Genomic DNA, 26438 nt, shown 5'->3' on the forward strand with positions numbered 1-26438 from the left:
ATGAAAATTGGTAAGGTCGTTATCTCTTGGTGAGGCTTTCTGGTACACTGGGAGGCAAGTAAAAAGGAGCGAGAATTGATGACAACTTTCTTAATTATTGGCGCAACGGCCGTGGGTCAAAGCGTAGCCGAACGATTATTGGCGGCCGATGCGGGTGCAGTCCGGCTCCTGCATACCCCACAAGAACATTTGGTGGCCAGTGTGGCGAACCGCGTGACCGAATACACGGGTGATCTCCGCCAAGAAGCCACCTACCAGGCACCGTTACAGGACCAACCGGTTGTCTTCTCGGCACTGACGGGGATGGATGTCGACCTGGCCTTCGAGGCCTTATTTGACGCCCAGTATCACCAGCGACTGACCTATCCGCGTTTCGTCATGTTAAGCACTGCCGGCGTGGATCATGAGGTTGATTTGACTTATCCGGGCATTTCAGCCACAGATGAGTACCTGAATCAACAGCGCTATGCGGCCAAGCTGGTAGATGAGGCGGAATTTCCGTATACGATTTTGCGGCCAGTGGCGATGGTTGATCGCCCTGAAGAAGATGCCCAGATTATTCCAGAGGGCCATCCCGTCCCAACTGGCCAAGTGGCGAGAGAAACGGTTGCGGCTGTGGCAACGGATGTGCTCATCAACGGTGGTTACGATTATCAATCGATCGCAATTTGCTAAAAACCACACAAAGTTTGTTTTTTTCATGGAAAAGGGTTTGCTCACGCGCATAGTTTGTTAGAATAAGGGCAGTGGGGTGAAGGCATTGGCAATTAAAATAGACGATCAACAACTTCAAGCAATTCGTGAACGGATGGACGAAGCGAACCAGCAGGCCCACTTTGTGATCTTTCAATCCGTTGAAAAGGAAACGGGAAAGGTCCTGCGATTGATTACGGATATCGAAAGTTTTCGGACTATTCAGGAGCAGCATGCGGCTGATTCCGAAATGACGGTTATTCAGGACATTGTTCCGATTACGGATGCCTTGGCTCGCTGGGCAGTCGCCGAAAATATGGCGGCACAGCAGGCGGACGGCGAAACGGTCCTTGCCGATTTGGAATACTATACCAACGAAGTGTTAAAAGAGAATCATCAAGCGGTCAATCCTCCAGAGGATGCTGCTAGCAAGTAGGTTAACCTCGGTTAGCCTACTTTTTTATTGCCATTTTTGTAAGACATCTGGGACCTGGTCGCGGGCTAAGGCTGGTAAAATGGAGGTAAGTTTAGGGGATTACCCTTGAGGAGGGGTTATGATGAAACAAGGAAAATTGATGATGAGTGGGGTACTGGTAACCTTACTAACCTTTGGGCTAGTTGGGGTGCCGGTGACCGGGCATGCGGCGACGACCAAGGCAGTCACTTACGGCCAACTCACGAATAACAATGCCCATCGACTCGCGGCCATTCGACAGGCAACGCGGCAAGAGATTCTCAAGCAGACAAAATCGAAGAGTAGTCGCGTTAAGGCGGTTTACAAGGTGGGCTTGCCCTATCACATGAATAAGAAGGGAAAACTGACCACCAAGGGACTACGAGTCAGTTTGCAGAAAAATTCATTTAAGTTAAAGAACGTCACGGTCCCTTACAAGGACTTGAAGGGGAAGATTCGTAATCGTTATCTGCCAAAGGCACAACGGACCAAGTCAGTTAAAACGTCTAAGTTGGTTGCCTTAACCTTCGATGATGGGCCAGACAAGACGCTCACACCACGCCTCTTAAAGACACTGAAGAAGTACAAGGTTCACGCAACCTTCTTTGAAGTTGGTCAGAGTGTCAGCCGTTACCCACAGATCTCACGGGCCGTGCTCGCCGGAGGCAATGAGCTGGGGAACCATTCGTGGAATCACCCAGACTTCAATGCCATCGGGACAGCTAAGACGAAAGCACAGATTATCCGGACGAACCAGGCCATCTACAAGGCGACGGGAACATTACCACAATACGTTCGGCCGCCATATGGGAATATCACGGCTGCCGAGGGTCGCGCGATTGAACAGCCGATCGTCCGCTGGTCAGTTGATTCTCGTGACTGGGCTTATTTGAATAAGCAAAAAGATATTAATTCTGTCATGCACGCCACTAGAGGTGGGTCCATCGTGTTGATGCATGATATCCACTCACAATCAGTAGCCGCCGTACCAACGATTATCAAGCGGCTGAAAGCCAAGGGATACAAGCTGGTGACGGTGAGTCAATTGTTGAATTATCAGGCATTGCCAGGACTCCAGTACTTTGGGGCACATGACTATCGGACAGCTGGTAAGTAATAGAGATCATAAAAAAGGGGTCGAGACGGTGTCTCGACCCCTTTAGCTAGTCATTAATGGGATAAGCGGCTTACGCGAGGAATTGTTCTGCGAGTTGCTGATAAACGTGTTGCACGTGGATAAACTGGTCCAGATCGACAGATTCGTTTAAGGCATGGGCATCCCGCCAGTCGCCGGCTCCGTAGACAATGACGGGGAAGACGTTACTGGATTTTGTGAATTCGGAGGCATCCGTGGCACCGTGAATGACCTGGAGGTTGATCGCGTGGCCGAATTCAGCATCCGCAATTTTCTTGGTCAGTTGGACCAACGGTGACGTTTGTTCGGAGATGATGGGTTTGAAACTGTAATCTACGTGAAGGGTCAAATCCTGTTGGGGTTCCTGGTTCAACCGGTCAACGACGGCATTCAACCGGGCGATCACGGCCGCATTATCGAATTCTGGAATTGGCCGGATGTTACCTTGTAGCTCGGCTTTGGCGGGGATGCTATTTACCTGTTCCCCACCGTTGAAGACCGTGACGCTGTGTACCAGTGGTCCAAGTTCAGGACTGACTGGGGCGTCGTCAAAGGCCGTCGCTTCGGCGGTAATGAATTTTGCCAAATTGGTGACGGCGTTCACGCCTTTTTCCGGCATGGAGCTGTGGGCCCCCACCCCTTTAGAGTAAACATGGTAGTTGAGCGAGCCATTGTGGGCATAAACGATGTTACCACCGGTTGGTTCGCCGATGACCATGGCGCTGATATCATCTGCCAGACCTTGTTCGGTCAGCATGCGTGAGCCCATGGCCCCGTTCTCTTCACCCACAGTGCCGATGAAACGCAAGCGGCCATTAAGTGGCGTCTGGGCATCCGCCAAGGTCAGGAAGGTGATGACCATAGCTGCCAGACCGCTCTTCATATCGGCACTGCCACGGCCGTAGAGGCGGTTATTCTCGATGTGGGCAGCGAAGGGATCAAATTCCCAGTCGCTCAGGTCGCCGGTGGCTACGGTGTCGAGGTGACCAGAGAGCACCAGAACGCGATCGTTGTCGGGATCTCCGATTTCTGCGATAAGATTATGGCGTCCTTTGGCATAAGGGACCTGATGGGACTGGATGCCGTGGGCCGTGAAGAGGTGCTGTAGGTAGTCGGCCACGGCCGCCTCATTTCCATTGACGGAGTTAATTTGAATTAAATGCTGTAAGATTTCAACTTGTTCGCTTTTTTGCATAGAAGACTCAACTCGCTTTCTCACCATTTTTTAATATTTAAGTCCTAGTGTAGCACGGTTTTGGCGAAATGAAGACTGATTGTGCAAAAAAGTTCGCCGTTAACTGGCACTTTAACCAAACGCTTGTTCGCTTTTGGCGTGAGGTATGCTAGACTATAATCAAGTAAAAATAACATAGGAGGTTGGCATATGAGTTTACAATTCGTCTTGGGGAGCGCAGGGCGGGATCACCGGACGCCCATGGTGACCGCTTTGGCACAGCAGGTGACGGATCATCCCCAGGATCGGGACTATTATTTGGTTCCTAACCATATCAAGTTTGAAACGGAAGTCGATGTTTTAGCCGCACTGAAGGCGCGTTTGGCCCCGGATCAGGGATTGTTTGCTCAGTCTCAGGTTCAGGTCTTTTCATTTACCCGTTTGGCCTGGTTCTTTATGAAGAATGAACCGGTCTATCAATTACCGCGGATCTCCAAGGCTGGACTCAATATGCTGATTTACCAAATCATTCAAAGCCATGCGGATGAGTTAACTATCTTTCGTGGGGAAGTCGATCGGCCTGGTTTTGTCAGCCAGTTGACGGCGCAGCTGGCCGAACTCAAGGTGGGACAAGTCACCGCCGTGGACCTGATGACGGCCGTTGAACAGATGGATACGGTTAACGCCGATCTTCAGGCCAAGCTCCATGATCTCATGATTATCTATGATGCCTTTGAACAGCAGATGCTGGGAAAGTATGTCGAAAATACCGACCTGCTTAACCAGTTGGCGGATTTTCTTGCCACGAAGGTTGATCTCAGCCAGGCTCATTTCTACCTTGAAGGTTTCTCTCAGTTGAGCGCTCAGGAACGTCGGCTGGTGGCAGTCTTAATCGAACACGCCGCCAGTGTAACCGTGGCGTTAAACCTCGATCGGCCTTATCGCAATCAGAAGCCAGACGCCACCAATTTGTTCTATCAATCTGGTCGGTTATACTTTCAGTTGGCCCAAGTGGCCGCGGCCGCTCAGGTGCGTTTGGAACCTGACCAGCTCGCCCAACAACCCCGGGTCTCAGCCGACCTACAGGCACTAGATGCCTACTGGCAAACCTCTAATTCACTAATGACAGTGCCGACTAAGGCCACGAAGGTATCGGAGAATATTCGAATTGTTCAGGCGGCCAATCGTTACGTGGAAGTGGCCCAAGTCGCCATTAAGATTCGCCAGATGGTGGCAACCGGTGACTATCGTTATCAAGACTTTTTAGTGGTCGCCCGCCACCTCGATGCCTATCAAACGGTGATCGATCCCATTTTCAAATCGCAAGAAATTCCGTACTTCGATGATGCCGATGTTCAAATGGCCGATCATCCCTTTGTGGAACTCATCAACGCCCTCTTTGACGTCGATCGGCGTAACTATCGCTATGCCGATGTCTTTCGGGTCCTGAAATCAGAACTCCTCTTACCGAGAAATTCGGCAGGCCAGCCAATTGATTTACAAACGTATCGTCAGGCGTTGGCCTTAACGGAGAACTTGGTTTTGAAGAATGGCTACGAGGGCCAGTATCGGTGGACGCAGAAGAAGGATTGGGTCTATACCCGGTTTGCTTCTGTCGCCGATCAGGTCCAGACGACACAAGACGAACGCATTACCCGGCAGATTAACCTGATTCGCCACTTTGTCGGCAACACCTTGCCACCACTCTTTCAGCGACTTAAAAAAGCTGAGACCTATACCGACGCCGCCGCGATCCTTTACCAATTTTTGGATCACGCAGGCGTTGCCGATCGGCTGATGACCTGGCGTGATCAGGCAATCGACGCGGGAGATTTGATGCGTGCGGGGCAACCCGAACAGACTTGGTCGACCTTCTGTCAGATGCTAGACGAATGTCACGATATCTTAGGCAACATGCCATTTAATCAGACAACTTTCCAGGCGATCCTACAGTCTGGTTTTGCTGGAGCCAAATACAGCCAGATTCCGTCGACCTTGGATCAGGTGACTATTTCCGAAAGTGGGCTGGTTCAGGCCAACAATCGGAAGGTGACCTTCCTGATGGGGGCGACTGCCGACAACATGCCGGATGATCAGGTGCCAACTACGCTGTTAGCGGATAATGATCGTCAAGACTTGAGTACGCAATTACAGGCGACGGATGAAACCCATTATCTGAGAGATGATGCGGCCACCCAGCTCGCTGGGGAACCCTACCTGAATTATCTGGCCTTCATGAGTGCCAGTGAACAGTTGATCTTCAGTTACCCAGTCACCAGTGATGACGACAACACGTTGCAGATTTCGCCTTACGTGGCCCGGATTCAACAACATTTTAATTTGAAACCAATTATTGCGGCCGCAGCGCCACGAGCCGAACAGACGGGAATTGGGTCCTTTGTGGGGACCCGGCGCACCACGCTCCGTCACTTGGTCCAGGCGAGTCATGACAGTCAGGAACGGCAACAACCATTGTCGCCGGCCTGGATCACCGTTTATCGCCTATTGAAAGACGATCCGACGTATGGCGATTTGACTGTGAAATTATTGGGCAGTCTGAATTACCGCAATGTGCCAAAGGCTTTAAAACCAGAAATTGTGACCGACCTGTACGGCGCACATATCAGTACCTCGATCTCAAAATTGGAAGAATACTATGCCAATCCGTATGCCTACTTTCTGAAGTATGGGTTGAAGCTACAGGAACGAGATGTTTTTGAATTATCGCCGGCTAGTACCGGGGAGTTCTTCCACGCCACGATGGATGGCTTGATTCACAAGATTCATGACCAGCATTTGGATTTGGCCAAACTGGATCAGCAACAACTCCATGAATTGGCAACGGAGGTCATGGCCAACGTCTTGGATACTGACGTGAACCCCCAATTTGCCATTCTGCAGAGCTCTCATCGGATGACGTATATCCAACAGCAGCTTGAGAAGACCATGCAGAAGATGGCCGAGACCCTCTGGGAACAGAGTAAACGCACCCAGTTACGGCCCCGGAAGACGGAGGTTCAATTTGGAACCAAGAATGAACGGACGGGATTGTCTTTTGATCTGGGCAATGAACGCCAGGTGACCGTTCGTGGCCGGATTGACCGGTTGGATGGCTTGAAAACGGCGGATAAGACCTATTTGGGTATTGTGGACTACAAGAGTTCAGAGCATAAGTTCAGCTTCCAAGAGGCCTTCTATGGGCAATCCATGCAGATGTTAACCTACCTGGATGCGGTCAAGCAAAACCTGTCAGAATACTTAGAAGACACCGATGTGCAGGCTGCCGAGCTAGCAGGCGCAGTTTACCTGCATCTGCAGAATCCCATTTTGAAATTGGCAGATGTGGACCCTGCAGATCCAATTGGCGCCTTACTGAAGGCGGAAAAATATCAAGGATTACTATTAAATGATCCGGAACTTTTGAACAATATTGACGAATTATTTAGCAAGGAAGGCAACTTTGGGAGTTCACAACTCTTTACCGGTATTGCCCAGAGAAAGGCAGGCGGCTTTTATTCCAAGAGTGGGATGCTCGTGACGCCGGATGAACTGGATTTATTGTTAGCTCATACGGAAACGCTAATTAAGCGCGCGGCCAACGGGATTCTATCTGGAAAAACCGATCTGGCTCCGGTCAGAGAAAAGAGCCAGAATAAAACAGCCATGCAGTACACACCGTACAAGGCTATTATGCAGTTTGACCCCTTGCTCCCTATGAATAATTACCATGATTTGGCACCACTCAAACGCGATCAGGTCTTTAAGATGATTCAAGACGAGCAGGCGGCCGCAACCAGAAAGGAGGACCATCATGAGTAATGGCTTTTCATTTACCCCCAGTCAGGATCAGGCGATCCATCAACACGGAAATAACCTCTTGGTATCGGCTTCGGCAGGTTCCGGGAAGACCCGTGTTCTAGTAGAACGCGTGATCGAACGTCTGAAGGAAGGTACTGGAATTGATGAGTTTCTCATCGTGACTTTTACCAATGCCGCAGCGGCCGAGATGCGCGACCGGATTCAAAAGGCGCTGCGTAAGGAACTGACAGAAGCGAAGGACGAACAGCAGCAACAGTTCTATTTACGCCAGTTAAATCAACTGCCAGTGGCTGATATCACGACACTGGATGCCTTTTGTTTACACCTGTTGCAACACTACTACTATGTTATTGATATGGACCCCGTATTTCGACAACTTACAGATAAGACGGAAGTAGGCTTGCTTCGAGATGAGGTTTGGGACGACTTGCGGGAAGAACTTTATGCCGACGACGAGTCAGGTCGGTTTGCCCGGTTAACTGAAAACTTCTCTAATGACCGGAGCGATGATGGGTTGGCCGAATTGGTTCAACAGACGTATACTTTTGCCAATGCCACGCCCGATCCCGTTGCTTGGTTGAAGCAGCTACCGGTGGCCTACCAATTGGACGCAGCGAAGTTAACGGATACGACGTTCTATCAGGAGCAGGTTCAACCGCTGTTAACGAGCAAATTAAACCAAGTTAAGGCGGACCTGGTCAGTGCCCAGGAGTTGGCAACGCAACATGAGTTGAAGAAACAGGCCGATCACATGTCCAAAGCCTTGAAGTTGCTAACCCAGGTGGAAGATCTAGTGACCAATGGCAGTTGGAATGATTTACGGGCGGCTATCCAGGACTTTCATTGGGGGACAATTCCCAGCATTCGAAAGACCAATGAGGATTTCCCAGTCTATGATGTTCTGAAGACAGCTTACTATGAACCTGCCAAGGATGAACTCAAGAAAATTTGCGACACGTACTTCGCCCAACCAGAGGATCAGCTTGTCGCGGTCATGCAACGTTCCGGGGAACTGATCACAGAATTATCACGGGTTGTGTTGGCCTACCGTGAGGCCTACCGGGTCGAGAAAGAACGGCGGCGGGTCTTGGAGTTTGCGGATATTGAACATGCCGCGTTGCAGATTCTGGCCAGCAAAACTGAACAGTCCAAGCAGGTGGCGGAACGACTTCGCCAGCAGTATGCCGAGATTATGGTCGATGAGTACCAAGATACCAATGGCTTGCAGGAAGCTATTTTAACGGCAATTGCCGATCCAGCACCTCATGGGAATCTTTTCATGGTGGGGGATGTGAAGCAATCGATCTATCGCTTCCGTCAGGCAGATCCCACCCTCTTCATGGGGAAGGCCGATCATTACGGCCAAGATCCACAGGCAGGGGGCGTGATCACCTTAGCCGAAAACTTCCGCTCGATGGCAAATATCGACAATTTTACGAACTTAATCTTTAAACAACTGATGAATCGTGAACTGGGTGAGGTGGCTTATACCGGGGATGCCGAGTTGGCCTTTGGAGCCACTTACTATCCGGAAGAAGTCACCAGTACCGCTGAGTTATTAGTCTATCTGACCGGGAATACCGAGTCGGACGACCAGGATGGCGAGGCGATGGACGAGACCTTCCAGGTGGACGATAAACATCAGGGAGAAGTCTTGATGACTGGGAAGAAGATTCAAGCCCTCATCGCTGAGAAAACGCCGATCTATGATCGCGATAAAAAGTGTATTCGGCCGATGACCTATGGGGACATTACGTTACTGACCCCTACTCGGAGCAATAATCTTATTATTACGGATGAACTTCGTCGACTGGGAATTCCAGTCGTGGTTAATGATGCGCAGAATTACTTCAAGACGACTGAAATTCAGATCATGATGGCCCTCCTACAGGTCATCGACAATCCTTACCAAGATATCCCGCTCGTGGCTGTGCTACGGTCACCCATCGTGGGTCTCGACGAAAACGAACTGGCGTTGTTGCGGATTAATCAACGGACCGGGGACTACTATCAAGCAGTTCGCCATTTTCAACAACAGATGACTAGTGGTGGTCCCGCTAGTGATATGCAGCAACGGGTCTATCAGAAAGTGAGTCACTTCTTAGAACAACTCGACACGTTCCGCGACATCGCCCGCCAGAACCAACTAGTCACGCTTATCTGGCGAATTTACCAGGACACGGGTTTCTTAGACTATGTCGGGGGGATGCCCGCCGGTAAGCAACGACAGGCTAACCTCCATGCGTTGTACGAACGGGCTCAGAGTTATGAGCAGAGTAGCTTCAAAGGGCTTTTCCAGTTCGTTCGGTTCGTGGAACGTCTCCAGGAACGTGACGACGATCTGGCTGGTGCGCCGGTTCAGACAGCAGAAGATGCCGTATCGGTGATGACGATCCATGGGAGTAAGGGGCTGGAATTTCCAGTGGTCTTTATCATGGATGCCTCGCACCAGTTTAACGTTAAAGACCAACAGGGAACCTATGTTATGAGCGGTAAGAATGGCATTGGGATCGATTATTTGGATCCCGAGACGCGAATTCGGGCGGCCAGCCTCCAGAAATTAGTCGTTGCCCAAGCGATTTCACGGGCCAGTCTCGCAGAAGAAATGCGGAAACTCTACGTGGCCTTAACTAGAGCTGAATCGCGCGTTTATCTTGTCGGATCTCACAAGAACAAGGATGAGGCCCTGCAAGCTTGGCGCCAGGCCTACCAGAGTCCTGACTTGGTGCTCAATGCGACTTTGCGAGAAAAACATACGCTGGCAAACTACCTGGATTGGGTGGGGATGTGTCTGGTCAGAGCCCCACAATTCAATCCTGACTGGCGCGACGGCGAAGCCACTAGCCTGAAGTTAGTTGATGATCAAACTAACTTCCAGGTTAGCTTTGCGACAGCCCAAGATCTGGGACCGGTGACGGCCGTCGGTGAAGAGGCCGCAGACTGGTTGAAAGAAACCCAGACCCAGGCAGATGCTCAGGCGGGAACGCCTTTAGAACAGACGGCCATTCGTGGTGTCATGGACTTCAAGTACCCGCATGAGGCAGCAACACTGACCACGGCTTATCAGTCAGTCTCGGAAGCCAAGCGGCTCTTCGAAGATCCCGACAATGCATCGATTGGGGAGTATCAGCCGGATGAACCTACCGGCCACGGTCGACGGTTCGTCAGCCATGACTTCGAACGGCCAGAGTTTCTGCAAACGGTACGGGCACCGCTACCGACCGAAATCGGGACGGCAACCCACCTGGTGCTACAACAGCTACCGGTTACCAGTGTCCCAACGGCGGAAACTGTTCAGACGGTGATTGATCGACTGGTTGAGACAAAGATTCTGACACCGGAAGTGGCGGCAAAAATTGAAGCAGATCGCGTCCTAGGCTTCTTTGAGACGCCGGTGGGACAGGCCGTGTTGGCTCATCCCGATCAGTTACATCGAGAGGTGCCATTCTCACTCTTGATTCCAGCCAAGAGCCTATTCCAAGATTTCCGTGAAAACGACTCACAAGTCCTCATTCACGGGATCGTGGACGGGTATTTGGAAACGGCTGATGGCATCACGCTCTTCGATTACAAGACTGACCATGTCAATCAACGGGCAGTCGACCGGAGTACGGCAAAATTGGTGGACCGCTACGGTGGACAGGTTAATCTCTATGCCACAGCGTTACGACAAATGACCGGCAAACCCGTGACGGCACAGTACCTGTATCTCTTGGATACAGGTACCTTAGTTGCGGTACCGGAACAAAAAATTCAAGGTTGATCAAAAAACAGGTCCCAGTAGCTCGCACCAGAAGTGGCGTCGAGTTGCTGAGACCTGTTGTCGTTAAATTTAGATTAATGGTGAATCATGAGTAATGAGACCAAGATGAAGGCGAGAACCACCATTGCCCCAATTACCCCGGGGAGGTGACGCCGGTAGGTCGTATGGCGTCGGGCCACTGTGACTAAGGCCCCACAGAGAATGATCAGGCCCAGACTCGCTAAAATTAATAATTTCATTTTGACATCGAAATCTGCTGTCAGCATGGGGCACCTCACTCATTTCAATTTGTTAACCGCATTATACCAGACTTCTTGGTTTAGCGTTCGACGAGCAGGGTCATGCCCATCCCTCCGCCGATGCACATGGCAGCCAGGCCACGATGAGTCTGGGTTCTCAGGAGTTCGTGAAGTAGGGTAACTACGATACGGGTTCCAGAAGCGCCTAGGGGATGTCCCAGGGCAATACTCCCGCCATTGACGTTCAACCGGTCTGCGGGAATTTGAAGATCTCGTGTGATGGCAACCGATTGAGCGGCAAAGGCTTCGTTAATTTCAAAACGGTCGATATCAGCTACCGTTAAGTGGTGATCCCGGAGGACCTTCTGAATCGCGGTGACCGGGGCGTACCCCATGATCTGGGGATCAATACCGCTCTCCTGATAACCACTCAGCGTGGCGAGGTAGGGGATGCCAGCGGCTAGAGCTGCGGACTTACGCATCAAAACCATGGCGGCGGCCCCATCGTTCAGACCGGCGGCATTCCCTGCGGTGACGGTGCCGCCAGCTTTGAAGGAGGGCTTCAGAGCTTCCAGCTGATCGAGTGAAGTCGTTGTCCGGACGGCCTCATCCTGTGTGATGGTTTTGCCATCAACAGGTACGGGGACAATCTCGGCATCGAATCGGTGGTCGGCTTGTGCTTGCGTGGCTTTTTGTTGGGAACGCAACGCAAAGGTATCCTGATCGGCGCGACTAACGTTGAATTTTTCGGCGACATTTTCGGCCGTAATTCCCATGGGAACTTGGCTGAAGGCGTCGGTTAGGCCGTCTTTAGCGAGGCTATCGGTGAGGGTGAGGTCGCCAAACTTGCGCCCCCAGCGGGCATGATGACTGAGATAAGGTGCTCGACTCATGCTTTCAGTTCCACCGACCAGAACGGCATCCGCGTCACCCATGAGGATGGCCCCTTGTCCCAGACGAATCGCCTTTAAACTGGATCCACAGACCTGATTGACGGTCATGGCGGTACTGCTAGCGGGAAGTCCCGCATTCAATTCGATTTGACGGGTCACGTTTTGTCCCTGGCCAGCCTGGAGGACGGTGCCAAAAATAGTTTGTTGAATCATGTTGGGTTCGAGACCACTACGCTTGATAGCGGCCTTTGCGGCGATGGTCCCCAAGGTAACGGCAGAGACTGACCGGAAGTTCCGGCCAAATTTACCGATGGGCGTCCGAACGGCGCTGACGATGACAACTTCTTCTGCCATGTGTATGAATTCTCCTTTTCCGATGAGTTTCCGAAACTTAAATATAACCGACTTTGCCGTTTTTGTCTTGGTGGAGGGCTGGAATGAGGTGAGGATTTGCATTTTCTTAAAGACTTTTCTTATAATGAGGAGGAGTCTACAAGATAGGGGATTGGTTGTAATGGAACAGACAGATGAAGCGGTTGACACTCTGACAGTGGCAGATTTTCTCGCCACTACGCAGTTTAAAAAGCTGTCGACCAACCAACAAAAGTATGCCAAAACGATTCTAACGGATGTGCTGGCCGCTCGTAAAACGGTGGATCTCAACCAAGGAGCTTGGACGTCGCGGCAGGTTGCCGGTACACTGGCGGCGCTCCCAAGTTTAGTTGACCAGCCGCACGTTTACTATGTGGCGGTTGTCCCTGTGATGACAGCTTACTTCGAGGCCCAAGGCTATCAGGTAAAGTCATTAGTCGCGGCACTGAAAGAAGCGCGACCCGCATTGGTTGCCAAGCATGCAGAGGCCGCACAGGAAGAGGCAGACTACGATGAAGTTGTCCAACAGGTCAAGCAGTGGGTTCAAGCTATGTTTGAACAACCAGAAGTCATGAACTTGACGGTCGCCGATCAACACCACTTCGTGACGATCGTTCACACCACCGCGGAACTCATGATTACCGGGAGAAAATTGGCGCCGAAGGATTGGGATGTTGACACGTTGAGTGGCATTATGTTTGGACCATTCACGCATCTACTGGATGAACGGGACCGGGTCTCTGGTCTCTTTCAGTTAGTGCCTTTTGCCCTGACGACGCTCTTTACCTATCTCGAACAAACGAATCAACTGACACATGCTGCCGCGTTACAGGACTGGGTACTCAAGCAGCATGAGGCGTTGGTGACGATGTACAATCCCGAATTGGAAAAATTCTATGAAGGCTTGACCGAAGCCATGCAACAAGCCGGCGTCGATACGCAGGACCACGCGGCTGTCGATCACTTCACGCAGAGCTATCTGCGGGCCCATCCGGCAGTTAGTCGGGAGTTATTTACGGCAGATCGTCAGTTAAAACGGACCAAGCCTGTCAAACAAATTAAATATAGTCGCAAGCAGCGTCGCCGTCGTCGGCGTAAGCGTTAGAGTACTCGTGACCGCCTCTGAATTTGCAGGTAAAATCACAAAAAACTTTTACCTAGCGTCAGATTAGTTTATGATTAACTTATAATAACTATTTGGCGAGGTGTGCTTTTTATGGTCAAGAAGGTCACAATTACTGACATTGCCAAGGCAGCGGGGATCTCACCAACAACCGTGTCGTTGATTCTCAATGGTAAGGGTGAGCGATTCAGTCAGGAAACCTGTTCACGTGTTTTTCAGTTGCGCGATGAACTCGGCTATCATATCGAAAAGCGCCCAGTTGTGCCGCGATATGCCAAGAAAATTTACCGGCTTGGCGTTGTCATGACGGCGTTTAATCAATTTTTCTATCAGGATGTCCTTGCGGGTATTCGTGAGTCAGCGGGGACGGAGGTTATCGTCTCGCTCTATGAAGTCGGAGATACCTACGAAGATAATTTGCGGGACCTGAAGGGACTATTCAGAGAGCCGATTGATGGCTTGATTCTTTGCGAGCCAGTGGTTCCAGCGAAGATTCTCAGAGAGTTGTCAGCGGCCTTTAAGGTCCCTTACGTCGTCATCAACAGCCATGCGGCGGTTAGTGACTCCGACGTCTGGGTCGACCTCCATGAGGTGGGAGTCCTGTCGGCGGAGTACCTGTTGGCCAATGGACATCGTAAGATGGCGGTGGTCGTGCCCCAAGGAAACCACGCGAACTCGGAGATCATTGCCGGTTTTCGTGAAGGGCTGGCAGAGTATCACCTCCAGCTAGAGGAGCAAGATATCTTCCGTATTGTGCCGTCACTAGCCGAGAGCTATCGTTTTGCTAAGACGACCAATCTACAAGACTACACGGCGGTCTTTACCGCCGCGGATGAGATCGCGATTGGGATGATGCGGGGCTTGGCCTCAAAGGGTCAGCGCGTGCCAGACACCCAGTCTTTACTAGGCGTTGGCAATTCCGAGTTGGATAATTATACGCATCCGCAGCTATCGTCGGTGTTGATTCCAGCGTCCGACATTGGTCGGGCAGCTTTTGATAAGTTAGAAGAGCTGAATCAGAAGCCACAGACACCACGAGGAACATTGAACCTGCCGATTGGACTGGTCAAGCGCTCAAGCGTCAAACATATCTAAGATGTCTCAGGATCACCCGGTTTAGGGTGGTCCTTTTTGGTTTTTATGCATAAAAAATTAAAAAAGCATGAATGAAAATGAAACCGCTTAAATAAGGCAACCGGTTGCCACCCAAACCTGCCCATTTCAGGTAAATGAAAACGCCTTGCGAAAACAAAGTAAAAAGAGACTATAAACTATTGAAAACAGATACGTTCTAGGCTATGGGCCGATCGACCAGTGGACAAAAGTGACCACATAAACCGATTTTTGATGGGGTTAGTAAAAAAAAGTAAAAATTATTTTTGAATGAAAAGCAGACGCTAATTTTGACCGTTTTTGACCCGCAATATACATTTAATATGAATATTATTAGTTGTGCTCGTGAAAAGCCCTACTTACCAAAGATAGCGCTGCCACGCGGCTTTGAACGGGATTGGTCCAGTCTAGTGAGCGGGTAATCAATCCAACGGATGAGTATATTTATTGATAAAAAGAGAATTCCCATCATCTTCTAATGAGGCGTAAAGGGCGATTTGAAATGAAAGACCCCCTTGTCAGCGCTTTCAAAATGTAGTAAAAATAAGAGTGTAAGTCTTACTTCGATTCCCTCATCCGGGGATCGTGGTAAAAATTGTAAATTTTATAAGGAGGCTCTCATGGATAATTTAAAGATTGCGTCTACTGAGGAAGCTCGGCAGTATTTCACCACTACTCGTGAAATCGTCGATGCTAACAACACTGATTTCGTTGATTCAGCTGCCGTCGTTGTTATGGATGATGAAATTGATCCTATCAATGCGGTTGAAGAAACTAAGTTTGGTGTGCCAGTCTTTGTTCTCAGTAAAGACAGTTCAAAGATCCAGGGCGATTTGATGGCAAAGATTTACCACATTGTTGACTTAAACAGTAAGTCAGATGGTAAATTGGTTGATCGTGAAATTGAATCGGCTGCCGCAAAGTACGAAGATAGTGTATTACCACCATTCTTCAAAGCCCTTAAGTCATATGTTGAACGGGGTAACATCCAGTTCGACTGTCCAGGACACCAAGGTGGGCAATACTTCGCTAAGCACCCAGCTGGTCGCGAATTCTACAACTTCTTCGGTGAAAACGTCTTCCGTGCCGACATCTGTAACGCCGATGTTGACTTAGGTGACTTGTTAATTCACGAAGGTCCAGCTATGGATGCTGAAAAGCATGCTGCACAAGTCTTCAACGCTGACAAGACATACTTCGTAATGAACGGGACTTCAACTTCTAACAACATCGCTGTTGGTGCTGCTGTTGCTCCCGGTGACTTGGTTCTGTTCGACCGGAACAACCACAAGTCCATTTACAACGCTGCCCTCGTTAAAGATGGTGGCCGTCCAGTTTACTTAGAAACTTCCCGTGACCCTTACGGATTCATCGGTGGGATTTACGCCCGCGACTTCGATGAAGACTACATCCGGAAGCAAGCTGCTAAGGTTGACCCAGAAAAGGCCAAGCAAAAGCGCCCATTCCGTTTAGCTGTTATTCAATTAGGGACTTACGATGGGACTATCTACAACGCAAAGCAAGTTGTTGAAAAGATCGGTCACCTTTGTGACTACATCTTATTCGACTCTGCTTGGGTTGGATACGAACAATTCATTCCTATGATGAAGAACAGTTCTCCATTACTGTTAGACCTCGGACCAGAAGATCCAGGTATCTTAGTAACGCAATCAACCCACAAGCAACAAGCTGGGTTCTCACAAGCATCACAAATCCACAAGAAGGATAAGCACATTAAGGGTCAGAAGCGTTACATCGACCACAAACGGTTCAACAACGCCTACAACCAATATGCTTCTACTTCACCATTCTACCCATTATTCGCTACTCTGGACGTTAACGCTCAGATGCAAGAAGGGGAAGCTGGGAAGAAGTTATGGCATGATGCATTGGTAACTTCTGTTAACGCTCGTAAGAGTCTGTTAAAGAACGCAACCATGATTCGTCCATTCGTCCCACCAGTTGTTAATGGTAAGAACTGGGAAGATGCTGACACTGAAAAGATCGTTAACGACATCGACTACTGGCGCTTTGAAAAGGGAGCTAAGTGGCATGGATTTGACGGCTACGAAGATAACCAATACTTCGTTGACCCTAACAAGTTCTTGTTAACGACTCCTGGTATCAACGTTGAAACCGGTGAATACGAAGACTTCGGTGTTCCAGCCGTTATCTTAGCTAACTACTTACGTGAACACGGGATCATCCCAGAAAAGAATGACTTGAACTCTATCTTATTCTTGATGACTCCTGCCGAAACTCCTGCTAAGATGAACAACTTGGTAACCCAAATTGTTAACTTCGAAAGCTTGATTAAGGCCGATGCCCCATTATCTAAGGTATTGCCTCGTCTGTACGCACGTAACAAAGACCGTTACGCCGGCTACACTATCAAGCAACTTTGCCAAGAATTACACAACTTCTACAAGGGTAACAACGCTAAGGAATATCAAAAGAAGATGTTCTTAGCTGACTACTTCCCAGAACAAGCTATGACTCCATACGATGCTAACGTTGAATTGTTACACAACAATGCTAAGTTAGTTAAGTTGAGTGATATCGAAGGGGAAACTGCCCTTGAAGGTGCTTTACCATATCCTCCTGGTATCTTCTGTGTTGCCCCAGGTGAAAAGTGGACCAAGGTTGCTCAAACTTACTTCTCAATTCTTGAAGCAGGTATTAACAACTTCCCTGGTTTCGCACCAGAAATTCAAGGTGTTTACTTCAAGCAAGAAGACGGCAAGACCGTTGCTTACGGTTACGTTTACGATCCAAGCAAAAAGTAAACTCACTCGGAAATAGAAAGGAACTTATCGAAAATGGCTGAGCCTTTGAAAATAGCTAGCTCTGAAGGAGCTCTTAAATTCTTCAGTACTGACCGTGAGATCGTTGATCTCGTAGGTAAGACTGACTTCACCGATATTGCTGCTGCCGTCGTCACTGATTCTGACGAAGACATTGCCAGCGTTAAGTTAATTAATGCAACGAAGTTCGATATTCCTGTATTTATGTTAACTGCTGACTCCGCAGCCCTCGATGCAAGTGTTCGTGAAATGGTCTTCCATTTCTTGGACAACAATGACGAGAGTTACCGGAACATCTACGACAGTGAAATTGAAACCGCTGCTGCTACGTATGAAGACAAAATGATTCCTCCATTCTTCAAGGAAATGGTACATTACGTTGAAGAAGGTAACCTGAACTTTGATACTCCAGGGCACCATGGTGGACAATTCTTCTTACGTCACCCAGCTGGTCGTGCACTGTACAACTTCTACGGAGAAAACTTGTTCCGTTCTGACGTAAGTAGTTCTGACGTCGAAGTTGGTGACTTGTTGACCCACGGTGGTGCTGCCCTTGATGGTGAAAAGCATGCCGCACGTGTCTTCAACGCTGACAAGACTTACTTCGTTATGAATGGTACGACGACTTCTAACGCAATCGTTGATATCGCAGCTGTAAAGCCAGGCGACCTGGTATTGTTCGACCGGAACAACCACAAGTCTAACTACAACGCTGCCTTGGTACAAGCTGGTGGTTTACCAGTTTACCTCGAAACTGAACGGAACCCATTCGGTTTCATCGGTGGTATCGATGACGCTGCTTTCAATGAAGATTACATCCGTGCACAAGCTGCTAAGGTGGATCCAGAAAAAGCTAAAGAAAAGCGTCCATTCCGATTAGCTATCATTGAATTAGGGACTTACGATGGTAGTATCTACAACGCACGCCAAGTTATCAAGCGGATCGGTCGTCTCTGTGACTACATCCTCTTTGACTCTGCATGGGTTGGATACGAACAATTCATTCCTATGATGAAGGATAGCTCACCATTACTTATTGACGACTTAGGGCCAGAAGATCCAGGTATCTTCGTTACCCAATCCGTCCACAAGCAAATGGGTGGTTTGTCACAAGCTTCCCAGATTCACAAGAAAGATAAGCACATCAAGGGTCAGAAGCGTTACATTGACCACAAACGGTTTAACAACGCCTACATGAAGTACACGTCTACTTCACCATTCTACCCAATCTACTCCACACTTGACGTTAACGCCAAGATGATGGAAGGCCCTGCCGGTGCCAAGATGTGGATCGACACGGTTAAGTTAGGTATCGAAGCTCGTAAGCGGATGCTCAAGGAATCAACGATGTTTACGCCATTCATTCCTACCACTGTTCATGGTAAGAAGTGGGAAGACGTTGACACTGATACGATTGCTAACGACATCGACTACTGGCGCTTTGGTAAGGGTGAAAAGTGGCACTCATTTGCCGGCTATGCTGACAACCAGTACTTCGTTGACCCTCTGAAGTTCATGTTGAAGACGCCAGGTATCAACATGGAAACGGGTGAATATGAAGACTTCGGTGTTCCTGCAACGCTGATTTCCAGCTACTTGCGTGAACATGGGATTATCCCTGAAAAGTCTGACTTGAACTCAATTCTGTTCTTGTTGACCCCTGCTGAAACTAAGGCTAAGATGGACAACTTGGTTAACTTCATTCTTCAACTTGAAAAGTTGATTAAGGAAGACGCACCACTTAGTGATGTCTTACCTAAGATTTACGCTGAAAACATTGACCGGTACCGTGGTTACACGATCCGTCAACTTTGCCAAGAAATTCACAACTTCTACAAGAAGTCGAATGCCAAGGCATATCAACGTGCATTGTTCCGGGAAAAGACTTGGCCAAAGCCAAGCATGACCCCATACGATGCTGACAAGGCGTTAGTTGCTAACAACGCTAAGTTAGTTCCACTTGACAAGATTGTTGGTGAAACTGCTCTTGAAGGTGCACTTCCATACCCTCCTGGTATCTTATGTGTTGCCCCAGGTGAAGTTTGGAATCAAGAAGCCGCAACTTACTTCACGATTCTCCAAGAAGGTATCAACAACTTCCCTGGATTTGACCCTGAAATCCAAGGTGTCTACATGGAACCTCAAGAAGACGGCCGCGTTAAGGCTTACGGCTACGTTTACGACAAGGATGCCGCAAAATAACCTAGACTTTATGAGATTCTAGATTTATACTAATGAATGTCGGCCCTTTTTGGGCCGGCATTCTAGCAATTGTTCGTTTCAAAATTTTATTCAATTGAGGTTAGAAAAATGGCAGAAAATAGCACGAAAATGGGTGTTGTGCAGTTAACCATCATTACTGTTGTCAACATGCTTGGTTCCGGGATTATTATGTTGCCATCTAAGTTAGCACAAGTCGGGACGATGTCCGTTCTGTCTTGGGTTGTAACTTTAGGTGGGGCCCTCTGTCTGGCTTGGGTTTTCGCCAGAAACGGGATGTTTAGTCAAAAATCCGGTGGTATGGGTGGATACGCCGAATACTCATATGGTAAAGACGGTAGTTTCATGAGTAACTTTACCTACGGGTTATCACTGGTTATCGCCAACGTTGCCATCGCGGTTTCCGCTGTTGGTTACTTGACGGTGTTCTTAGACATCACCTTGAAGCCTCTTGAAGTTACGATTTGGGTTATCATTACGGTTATCGTAACGACCTTACTTAACTTCGGTGGTTCCAAGTTGACTGGTCGGATTGGTTCCGTAACTGTCTGGGGTGTTATTCTCCCAGTTGTTATCTTGGCCGTATTAGGCTGGTTCTGGTTCTCACCATCAATGTACGCTTCTTCATGGAATCCACACAATGTTGGATTCTTCGACGGGATTGCTTCATCAATTCCAATTACGTTATGGGCTTTCTTAGGACTTGAATCTGCGGTTGCCAACATGGACGCCGTTGAAAATCCACAAAAGAACGTTCCTATCGCTGTTATGTCAGGTACCATTGGTGCCGGGATCATTTACATTCTTTCTACCAACGTTATGGCCGGGATCGTTAAGAACTCAGCATTGCTGACTTCTAACGCCCCATTCGGTTTAGTATTCTCAACCATGTTCGGTGGCTGGGCTGGTAAAGTTGTTGAAGGTGTCATGGTTCTTGCATGTCTTGGTTCATTATTGGGTTGGCAATTTACCATCGCCCAAGTGTTCAAGTCATCTGCCGATGAAGGTTACTTCCCAGCAATCTTCTCCAAGGTTACGAAGAACGGTGCGCCAATTGCCGGTATGAGTATCTTACTGGTTGTTCAAATCCTGTTGTCATTCATGACTATCAGTCCTGACTTGAACAAGCAATTCAACGTGCTGGTTAACTTGGCCGTTATCACTAACTTGGTTCCTTACATTCTTTCAATGGGTGCTTCCAAGACCATTCAATTGAGTGCCGGGATCAGCAAGCACAACATGACCTACAAGGTTACGAACTTCTTAGCTGTCGTTGCTGCATTATACTCACTGTATGCAATGTACGCTTCAGGTGCCGAAGCCATGGTCTTAGGTTCATTAGTTACCTTCTTTGGTTGGACTATGTACGGTTTCGTTTCGCCTAAGTTTGACTTAGACCAAAAGGAAATTGACAAGGCTAACAAGGAAGCCGCAGCTACTGAAGCTGAAGCTAACTAATATTAGTCAGTTAAAGAAAGTCGTTGGTCCGCGTGAGTGGGCTGACGGCTTTTTTCTGTTGAACGGGTTTTGGAACCATGGCTGCCATTTCTGAGAATGGGTAGGGGAGACAGCCTCACAGCCAGATGGGATCGCCAAAGTACGACTTAGTTCCGATAGAATAGCAAAAAAACAGCACGACAGGTGATTTTAATCACCTGTCGTGCTGTTTACGTTTAAATATGACTCGTTATCCTTGAAAGTGTTAGGCTTCGTCAGCTAACGATTCTAAGACGTTAGCGGCAACGACTGGATCGGAAGGATAAGGTGTGTCCACACCGTTAACCTTTTGATACTTGTCTTCACCTTTACCAGCCAGAACCACGAGATCCGTATTGGATGCGCCGGTAATGGCTTGGCGAATGGCGTCTTCACGCTTTGGCACGATCGTGGTATCAACCTTCGAGTGGTCGATGTGACTGTCGATTTCCTCGGCAATCTTGATAGGGTCTTCGTGACCCGGATCATCGGCCGTCAAGTAGGCGACATCAGCGAAATCGTTCAAGGCGCGGGCGAAACCTTCTCGCCGGTCTTCACCCTTATCACCGGTACTGCCGAGAACGGCAATGACCCGTTGATCGGGGAATTGGGTACTCAGGAAGCCCAGTAACGCATTCATACTGCCCCAATCGTGGGCATAGTCCACGTAAATGGTTCCGTGATTCTTGGTCCGAGTGAATTGCATCCGGCCAGGAACCTTAGTGTTAGCCAAACCGTATTGCATATCCTCAGCAGAGGCACCCGCAATTGCGGTGGCCAGGATGGCTGCGGAAGCATTACTTTGGTTAAAGTCACCAGGAACGGAGACGTTGTACGTTTGTGCGAGACTGGCGAGCATTGGGTTGTCACTGTTAACGACTAATTTGAAGGTACTTGCCGTCAAGCTAGCTTGGTTATCAGTGATCGAAACGCTGGCAGAGTCTGAATTCATCCCATAGGTGAAGATGTGGTCGGGTGCGGTGGAGACCTGAGCGGCAGCAAGCACTTCATCGAAGTGGTCGGTGTCCGCGTTAATCACCACGTTACGGGAATTCAGCAATAACTGTTGTTTGCAGAACAGGTAGTTCGCAAAGTTAGGATGTTCGTTAATGCCGATATGGTCTGGCGTGATATCAAGGAAGATACCAACGTCAAATTGTAACCCGTAAACCCGGTCGAGTAGGTAAGCCTGCGAGGCAACTTCCATCACCAGGTACTTCGCGCCGTTATCCACGGCTTCTCGCATTTCCTTGAATAGATCGAAGGATTCTGCGGTGGTCAGGTGGGCTTTGAATTGGTTCTTAGCACCCTGGCCAACAATCCGGTCGATAGTCGAGAACATGGCAACCTCACCTGGGTGAGCATGTTCAAGGATGTTGTGAGTGAAGTAAGTGGAAGTGGTTTTACCCTTGGTTCCCGTGTACCCAATCAGAAATAAATCATTTTGGGGGAAGCCGAAGAATAGTTGGGCGGCTAAAGACATAGCTTTACGCACGTCGTTGACGATGATTCCCGGAACGGAAACCGCGTCACTATAATCAGTTTCAGCGAGATAACTAGTGGCCCCATTAGCAATGGCTTGCTTTAGGTAATCAACTGAAAAGTTCTTGCCTTTGCAGATGAAGAGACCATTCTCACTGACGTTGCGAGAATCATAAGCTAATGATTCGAAGGAAACGTCGTCTGATTTTAGCGAATTACTTTGGTACAAATCATGTTCTTGTAGTAACGCAATCAGTTGGAATGCTTTCATGCAATTGCCTCTTTTCAAAGATTACTCGTTAGGACGCATCGTTGGGAATAGCATGACGTCTCGGATTGAAGGAGCATCCGTTAACAGCATGGTCATCCGGTCAATCCCGATTCCAAGTCCACCAGTAGGTGGCATACCATATTCCATGGCTTCCAGGTAATCTTCGTCAATACCATGGGCTTCTTCGTTACCGGCGTCACGTTCAGCATCTTGTGCTTCGAAACGTTGACGTTGGTCGACGGGGTCGTTTAATTCGGTAAAGGCGTTCCCATATTCGTTACCATTAATGTATAACTCGAAGCGGTCAGTGAATCGGCCGTCCTTAGGGTTCTTCTTAGCTAATGGTGAAATTTCAACTGGGTGACCATAAATGAAGGTTGGGTCAATTAAGGTGTCTTGAACCTTGTCTTCAAAGAAGGCGTTGATGAAGTGACCAACAGTCCAGTAGTCTTCGTATTCAACATCATTTTCGTCAGCTAACTTACGAGCATCTTCAACGGACATCTTCTTCCAGAAGTCGATACCAGTAACTTCCTTAACAGCATCAACCATGTGAATCCGCTTGTATGGAGATTCCAGGTCAATAGGGGTGCCTTGGTAAGTGATGTGGCCATCGCCGTGAAGCTTACGGGCAGTGTAACGGAAAATGTTTTCCGTTAAGTCCATGACGTCGTTATAGTCCGTATACGCGGTATAAACTTCGATCATGTTGAATTCAGGGTTATGACGGGTGTCAATCCCTTCGTTCCGGAAGTCCTTGCCTAATTCGTAAACCTTTTCGAATCCACCGACAATCAAGCGCTTCAGGTAAAGCTCCGTGGCAATCCGGAGATATAAAGGAATGTCGAGGGCGTTAGATGAAGTGATGAATGGCCGTGCTTCCGCACCACCGGCTTGCGTCTGTAAGACAGGCGTGTCGACTTCAATGTAGCCTTGGTTATCCAGGTATTCACGCACTGCGCGCTTGATCTGGGTAACCTGCATAAAGCGGTTAAAGCTATCGCGGTTAGCAATTAAGTCCAAGTATCTCTTACGGTAGATAGATTCTTGGTTCGTTAAACCGTGGAACTTGTCAGGTAACGGACGTAACGCCTTTGATAAGAATTCGAGTTGCGTAATTCGAATCGTTAATTCATCGGTATCAGTCTTAATGACGTAACCATGAATACCAATAAAGTCACCTAAGTCCAAAGAAGTATATAAGTCGTAGGCAGATTCACCGAGTTCATCTTGTCGTGCGTAGCCTTGGATAGTACCGAAACGGTCGAGAATATCGACGAATCCGGCCTTCCCACTACCACGCTTAGCGGTTACCCGCCCGGCAAGACTCACATTATGCTTATCTTCGGCCAACTCTTCTTTAGTGCTTTGACCGTACTTGTCGTTAAGTGTCTTGCTAGTATCGGTTCTGTCAAACCGGTGTCCAAATGGCGCGATGCCTTGTTCACTGAGCTTGTCCATTTTGTCCCGCCGAACCTGCATTTGATCGTTTAAGTCGGGTTGCGTGGAACTGTTTGTATGATTATTGCTCATATATGTGGCCTCCTGATAAGTATTGATTCGGTAAATCAAATCCAAATCTAACTTAAATCTAATTTATTTTGCCCAAATAAGCAAGGGAAATCGCTAAAAAAGTTAATTTTATTTAGAAAAATGTATAAATCTTTCGGGGTGCTAGCATGGTAAACGTGACTTTGACGGCTTTTGTAAACCGAATTAGCAAATTGGTCTGGAACAATTTATGTATAGCTTGAATTATTAGAACTTTTGTAATAAAACCACGGAGAGATCAGGCAAGTGACGGGGCTAAATGATCGATTCGGGTGTTTCGGTCAGTGACGGGTGATGATAGAATGGAATTAGTATTGAAGGGCGGGAAACGACATATGTTAAAAACGATTCGTAGAATGTGGCCGTTGCTGGTGCTGGGGTTCTTGGTGAACACGGCGTACAGTGTGATGTGGCCGTTAACAACCATCTATCTGCACGGTAACCTCCATTTAGATCTGGTTCAGAGTGGACTGATTCTAGCAGCTTACTCTGGATGTAATGTCTTGGGGGGATATCTAGGTGGGGTCCTCTCGGATCGCTACTCGGCGAAAACGGTTGGGTTGGGCATGCTCGCAGCACTGGTGATTGATGCTGGCTTCGGGTTTATCTGGAATGGGATTATTGCCTATCCGATTGTCTTGATTGTCTTTGGGCTCCTCACTGGGGGTATGTTAACCCTGATTACGGCCCTTACGGCTCAGCTCAGTCATAATGACAGTAAACTCTTTAATCTACTATATATATTCATTAACGTCGGGTTGGTCGTCGGCACGGCTAGTATTGGGGTGCTCTTCCATCACAGTCTGCGGCCAATCTTCACCTTACTGATTGTCTGCTACCTGGGGGCCTTTGCCCTCTGGCGTTGGAAAGCAGCTGAGTTTGAGGCCAGTGGTACTGATGAAGCCGTCGCAACCACGACACAGGAAACCACGACAACTAATAGTAAGAAACTCCCCGTTGCGAGTCTCGTGATTATCCTCTTAACGTTGGTCTTCATGTGGATTACCTACGCGCAGTGGATGAGTAACGTCTCGGTCTACATTCAGAATGAAGGCTTGGGGATTAAACTCTACAGTTATCTCTGGGTCTACAATGGGATTCTGTTGATTATTGTGCAGGCGCTGATGACCAAGGCGAGCCATGTGCGGATTATTCCATGGCAGATTCTATTTGGACTCCTCGCGATTGCCTTTTCTTTTCTATTAATGACGACAACTTCCGGTATCGTGGTGCTCTTTATGGCCATGACACTCTTAACAGTTGGGGAAGCCGTCTATGTGCCAGGGGTTCCGGCCTTGATTAACGCGTACACTGTAGGGAATGAAGGGAAGTACCAGGGACTAGTCAATTCCTTCTCGTCGGTTGGGAAGGCCCTGGGTCCTGTTCTCGGGGGTGTCGTGATCGGTCAGTTTACGTCATTTAAGTTCTTATTCCTCCTGTGTGCGACTGTTGATTTCATCGTTGCGGCCGGATTTGTTGCTGGCGTCGCGCCACTCTTGCGGCGGCGTGCCAAATGACAACGGACGACAACTAATTTAGCGTCTGAAATTGTGCGGCTTTTACAGCACAATTTTGGACGCTTTTCTTGTACGGTTCGGCTTTGAAAAAAGATCGTTTAATTGTCATTTTTTAGTTGACGATTTGGGCGCTGGTTGGTATAGTTGTATACGTTGCTGTTACGAAAAACCAACTAGACCAATTTAAAAGATTGAATTTAGTTGTTGACAGCAAATAGATAGAATGATATGCTTTATGAGTTGCTTGTTCAGGCAAACAACCAGGTAGACCTTTGAAAACTGAACATTGTTTCGACAAACCAAATATGTGTAGGGCGGTTTGATATTTATATCAAACCC

At 48.5% G+C, this 26438-nt stretch carries 16 protein-coding genes; 11 read left to right on the forward strand and 5 right to left on the reverse strand.

Features of this window, described 5'->3' with window-relative positions; translation table 11 throughout:
• Nucleotides 1-78 precede the first annotated feature (78 nt).
• From OCU14_RS04295 to OCU14_RS04305, 3 genes are all read left to right on the forward strand, one after another.
• Nucleotides 79-675, forward strand: a complete 597-nt coding sequence (locus OCU14_RS04295) for an NAD(P)H-binding protein (protein ID WP_261809948.1) — start codon at nt 79-81, stop codon at nt 673-675.
• A 76-nt stretch (nt 676-751) separates the two neighbouring features.
• A complete protein-coding gene (locus OCU14_RS04300; RefSeq protein ID WP_261809949.1) occupies nt 752-1129 on the forward strand; it encodes a hypothetical protein in 378 nt (125 codons plus the stop codon).
• A 121-nt stretch (nt 1130-1250) separates the two neighbouring features.
• Nucleotides 1251-2264, forward strand: coding sequence for a polysaccharide deacetylase family protein (locus OCU14_RS04305; RefSeq protein WP_261809950.1), 1014 nt, complete (start codon nt 1251-1253; stop codon nt 2262-2264).
• Nucleotides 2265-2334: 70 nt separating this feature from the next.
• Here the strand turns inward: OCU14_RS04305 and OCU14_RS04310 are convergent, their stop codons facing one another.
• Nucleotides 2335-3477, reverse strand: a complete 1143-nt coding sequence (locus tag OCU14_RS04310) for an ArgE/DapE family deacylase (RefSeq protein WP_261809951.1) — start codon at nt 3475-3477, stop codon at nt 2335-2337.
• 189 nt (nt 3478-3666) lie between these two features.
• On the opposite strand from OCU14_RS04310, the gene OCU14_RS04315 reads away from it, so the two are divergent.
• Together OCU14_RS04315 and addA are read left to right on the forward strand one after the other, a co-directional pair.
• Entirely contained in the window at nt 3667-7275 is a 3609-nt protein-coding gene (locus OCU14_RS04315; protein WP_261809952.1) for a PD-(D/E)XK nuclease family protein, read from the forward strand.
• Nucleotides 7268-11038: a helicase-exonuclease AddAB subunit AddA gene (addA, locus tag OCU14_RS04320; RefSeq protein WP_261809953.1), complete on the forward strand. Its 3771-nt coding sequence runs from the start codon at nt 7268-7270 to the stop codon at nt 11036-11038. Before OCU14_RS04315 ends, addA begins: the two co-directional genes overlap by 8 nt.
• A 74-nt stretch (nt 11039-11112) precedes the next feature.
• On the opposite strand, the gene OCU14_RS04325 is transcribed toward addA, so the two are convergent.
• Together OCU14_RS04325 and OCU14_RS04330 are read right to left on the reverse strand one after the other, a co-directional pair.
• Nucleotides 11113-11304: a hypothetical protein gene (locus OCU14_RS04325; RefSeq protein ID WP_261809954.1), complete on the reverse strand. Its 192-nt coding sequence runs from the start codon at nt 11302-11304 to the stop codon at nt 11113-11115.
• A gap of 53 nt (nt 11305-11357) precedes the next feature.
• Nucleotides 11358-12524, reverse strand: a complete 1167-nt coding sequence (locus tag OCU14_RS04330) for a thiolase family protein (protein ID WP_261809955.1) — start codon at nt 12522-12524, stop codon at nt 11358-11360.
• Nucleotides 12525-12684: 160 nt separating this feature from the next.
• On the opposite strand from OCU14_RS04330, the gene OCU14_RS04335 reads away from it, so the two are divergent.
• The 5 genes from OCU14_RS04335 (at nt 12685) to potE (ending at nt 21260) form a co-directional block, all read left to right on the forward strand.
• Nucleotides 12685-13647, forward strand: coding sequence for a hypothetical protein (locus OCU14_RS04335; protein WP_261809956.1), 963 nt, complete (start codon nt 12685-12687; stop codon nt 13645-13647).
• A 111-nt stretch (nt 13648-13758) separates the two neighbouring features.
• Nucleotides 13759-14760 carry a LacI family DNA-binding transcriptional regulator gene (locus OCU14_RS04340; RefSeq protein WP_261809957.1) on the forward strand — a complete coding sequence of 334 codons (1002 nt, stop codon included), beginning with the start codon at nt 13759-13761 and terminating at the stop codon, nt 14758-14760.
• Between the two features lie 638 nt (nt 14761-15398).
• Nucleotides 15399-17564, forward strand: coding sequence for an ornithine decarboxylase (gene speC, locus OCU14_RS04345; RefSeq protein ID WP_261809958.1), 2166 nt, complete (start codon nt 15399-15401; stop codon nt 17562-17564).
• 33 nt (nt 17565-17597) lie between these two features.
• Nucleotides 17598-19784 carry an ornithine decarboxylase gene (gene speC, locus OCU14_RS04350; protein ID WP_261809959.1) on the forward strand — a complete coding sequence of 729 codons (2187 nt, stop codon included), beginning with the start codon at nt 17598-17600 and terminating at the stop codon, nt 19782-19784.
• 108 nt (nt 19785-19892) lie between these two features.
• Entirely contained in the window at nt 19893-21260 is a 1368-nt protein-coding gene (gene potE, locus OCU14_RS04355; RefSeq protein WP_261809960.1) for a putrescine-ornithine antiporter, read from the forward strand.
• A gap of 244 nt (nt 21261-21504) precedes the next feature.
• On the opposite strand, the gene OCU14_RS04360 is transcribed toward potE, so the two are convergent.
• On the reverse strand, nt 21505-23031 hold the full coding sequence (locus OCU14_RS04360; RefSeq protein WP_261809961.1) for a UDP-N-acetylmuramoyl-L-alanyl-D-glutamate--2,6-diaminopimelate ligase: 1527 nt from the start codon (nt 23029-23031) through the stop codon (nt 21505-21507).
• Nucleotides 23032-23052: 21 nt separating this feature from the next.
• Nucleotides 23053-24564: a lysine--tRNA ligase gene (lysS, locus tag OCU14_RS04365; RefSeq protein ID WP_261809962.1), complete on the reverse strand. Its 1512-nt coding sequence runs from the start codon at nt 24562-24564 to the stop codon at nt 23053-23055.
• 353 nt (nt 24565-24917) lie between these two features.
• Between lysS and OCU14_RS04370 the strand changes: the two genes are divergently transcribed.
• The gene (locus OCU14_RS04370; RefSeq protein WP_261809963.1) at nt 24918-26099 is read left to right on the forward strand and encodes an MFS transporter; all 1182 of its coding nucleotides are present in this window, start codon (nt 24918-24920) and stop codon (nt 26097-26099) included.
• The last annotated feature ends 339 nt before the right edge of the window (nt 26100-26438 follow it).

Origin of the sequence: Levilactobacillus humaensis, from assembly GCF_024345185.1 — a bacterium.
Classification (GTDB): domain Bacteria; phylum Bacillota; class Bacilli; order Lactobacillales; family Lactobacillaceae; genus Levilactobacillus; species Levilactobacillus humaensis.

What these genes read in the sequence shown, in the direction of transcription:
- OCU14_RS04295 (WP_261809948.1), top strand. Translation starts at nt 79, where the DNA reads ATGACAACTTTCTTAATTATTGGCGCAACGGCCGTGGGTCAAAGCGTA.
- OCU14_RS04305 (WP_261809950.1), top strand. Translation starts at nt 1,251, where the DNA reads ATGAAACAAGGAAAATTGATGATGAGTGGGGTACTGGTAACCTTACTA.
- OCU14_RS04310 (WP_261809951.1), bottom strand. Translation starts at nt 3,477, where the DNA reads ATGCAAAAAAGCGAACAAGTTGAAATCTTACAGCATTTAATTCAAATT.
- OCU14_RS04315 (WP_261809952.1), top strand. Translation starts at nt 3,667, where the DNA reads ATGAGTTTACAATTCGTCTTGGGGAGCGCAGGGCGGGATCACCGGACG.
- addA (WP_261809953.1), top strand. Translation starts at nt 7,268, where the DNA reads ATGAGTAATGGCTTTTCATTTACCCCCAGTCAGGATCAGGCGATCCAT.
- OCU14_RS04325 (WP_261809954.1), bottom strand. Translation starts at nt 11,304, where the DNA reads ATGCTGACAGCAGATTTCGATGTCAAAATGAAATTATTAATTTTAGCG.
- OCU14_RS04330 (WP_261809955.1), bottom strand. Translation starts at nt 12,524, where the DNA reads ATGGCAGAAGAAGTTGTCATCGTCAGCGCCGTTCGGACGCCCATCGGT.
- OCU14_RS04335 (WP_261809956.1), top strand. Translation starts at nt 12,685, where the DNA reads ATGGAACAGACAGATGAAGCGGTTGACACTCTGACAGTGGCAGATTTT.
- OCU14_RS04340 (WP_261809957.1), top strand. Translation starts at nt 13,759, where the DNA reads ATGGTCAAGAAGGTCACAATTACTGACATTGCCAAGGCAGCGGGGATC.
- speC (WP_261809958.1), top strand. Translation starts at nt 15,399, where the DNA reads ATGGATAATTTAAAGATTGCGTCTACTGAGGAAGCTCGGCAGTATTTC.
- speC (WP_261809959.1), top strand. Translation starts at nt 17,598, where the DNA reads ATGGCTGAGCCTTTGAAAATAGCTAGCTCTGAAGGAGCTCTTAAATTC.
- potE (WP_261809960.1), top strand. Translation starts at nt 19,893, where the DNA reads ATGGCAGAAAATAGCACGAAAATGGGTGTTGTGCAGTTAACCATCATT.
- OCU14_RS04360 (WP_261809961.1), bottom strand. Translation starts at nt 23,031, where the DNA reads ATGAAAGCATTCCAACTGATTGCGTTACTACAAGAACATGATTTGTAC.
- lysS (WP_261809962.1), bottom strand. Translation starts at nt 24,564, where the DNA reads ATGAGCAATAATCATACAAACAGTTCCACGCAACCCGACTTAAACGAT.
- OCU14_RS04370 (WP_261809963.1), top strand. Translation starts at nt 24,918, where the DNA reads ATGTTAAAAACGATTCGTAGAATGTGGCCGTTGCTGGTGCTGGGGTTC.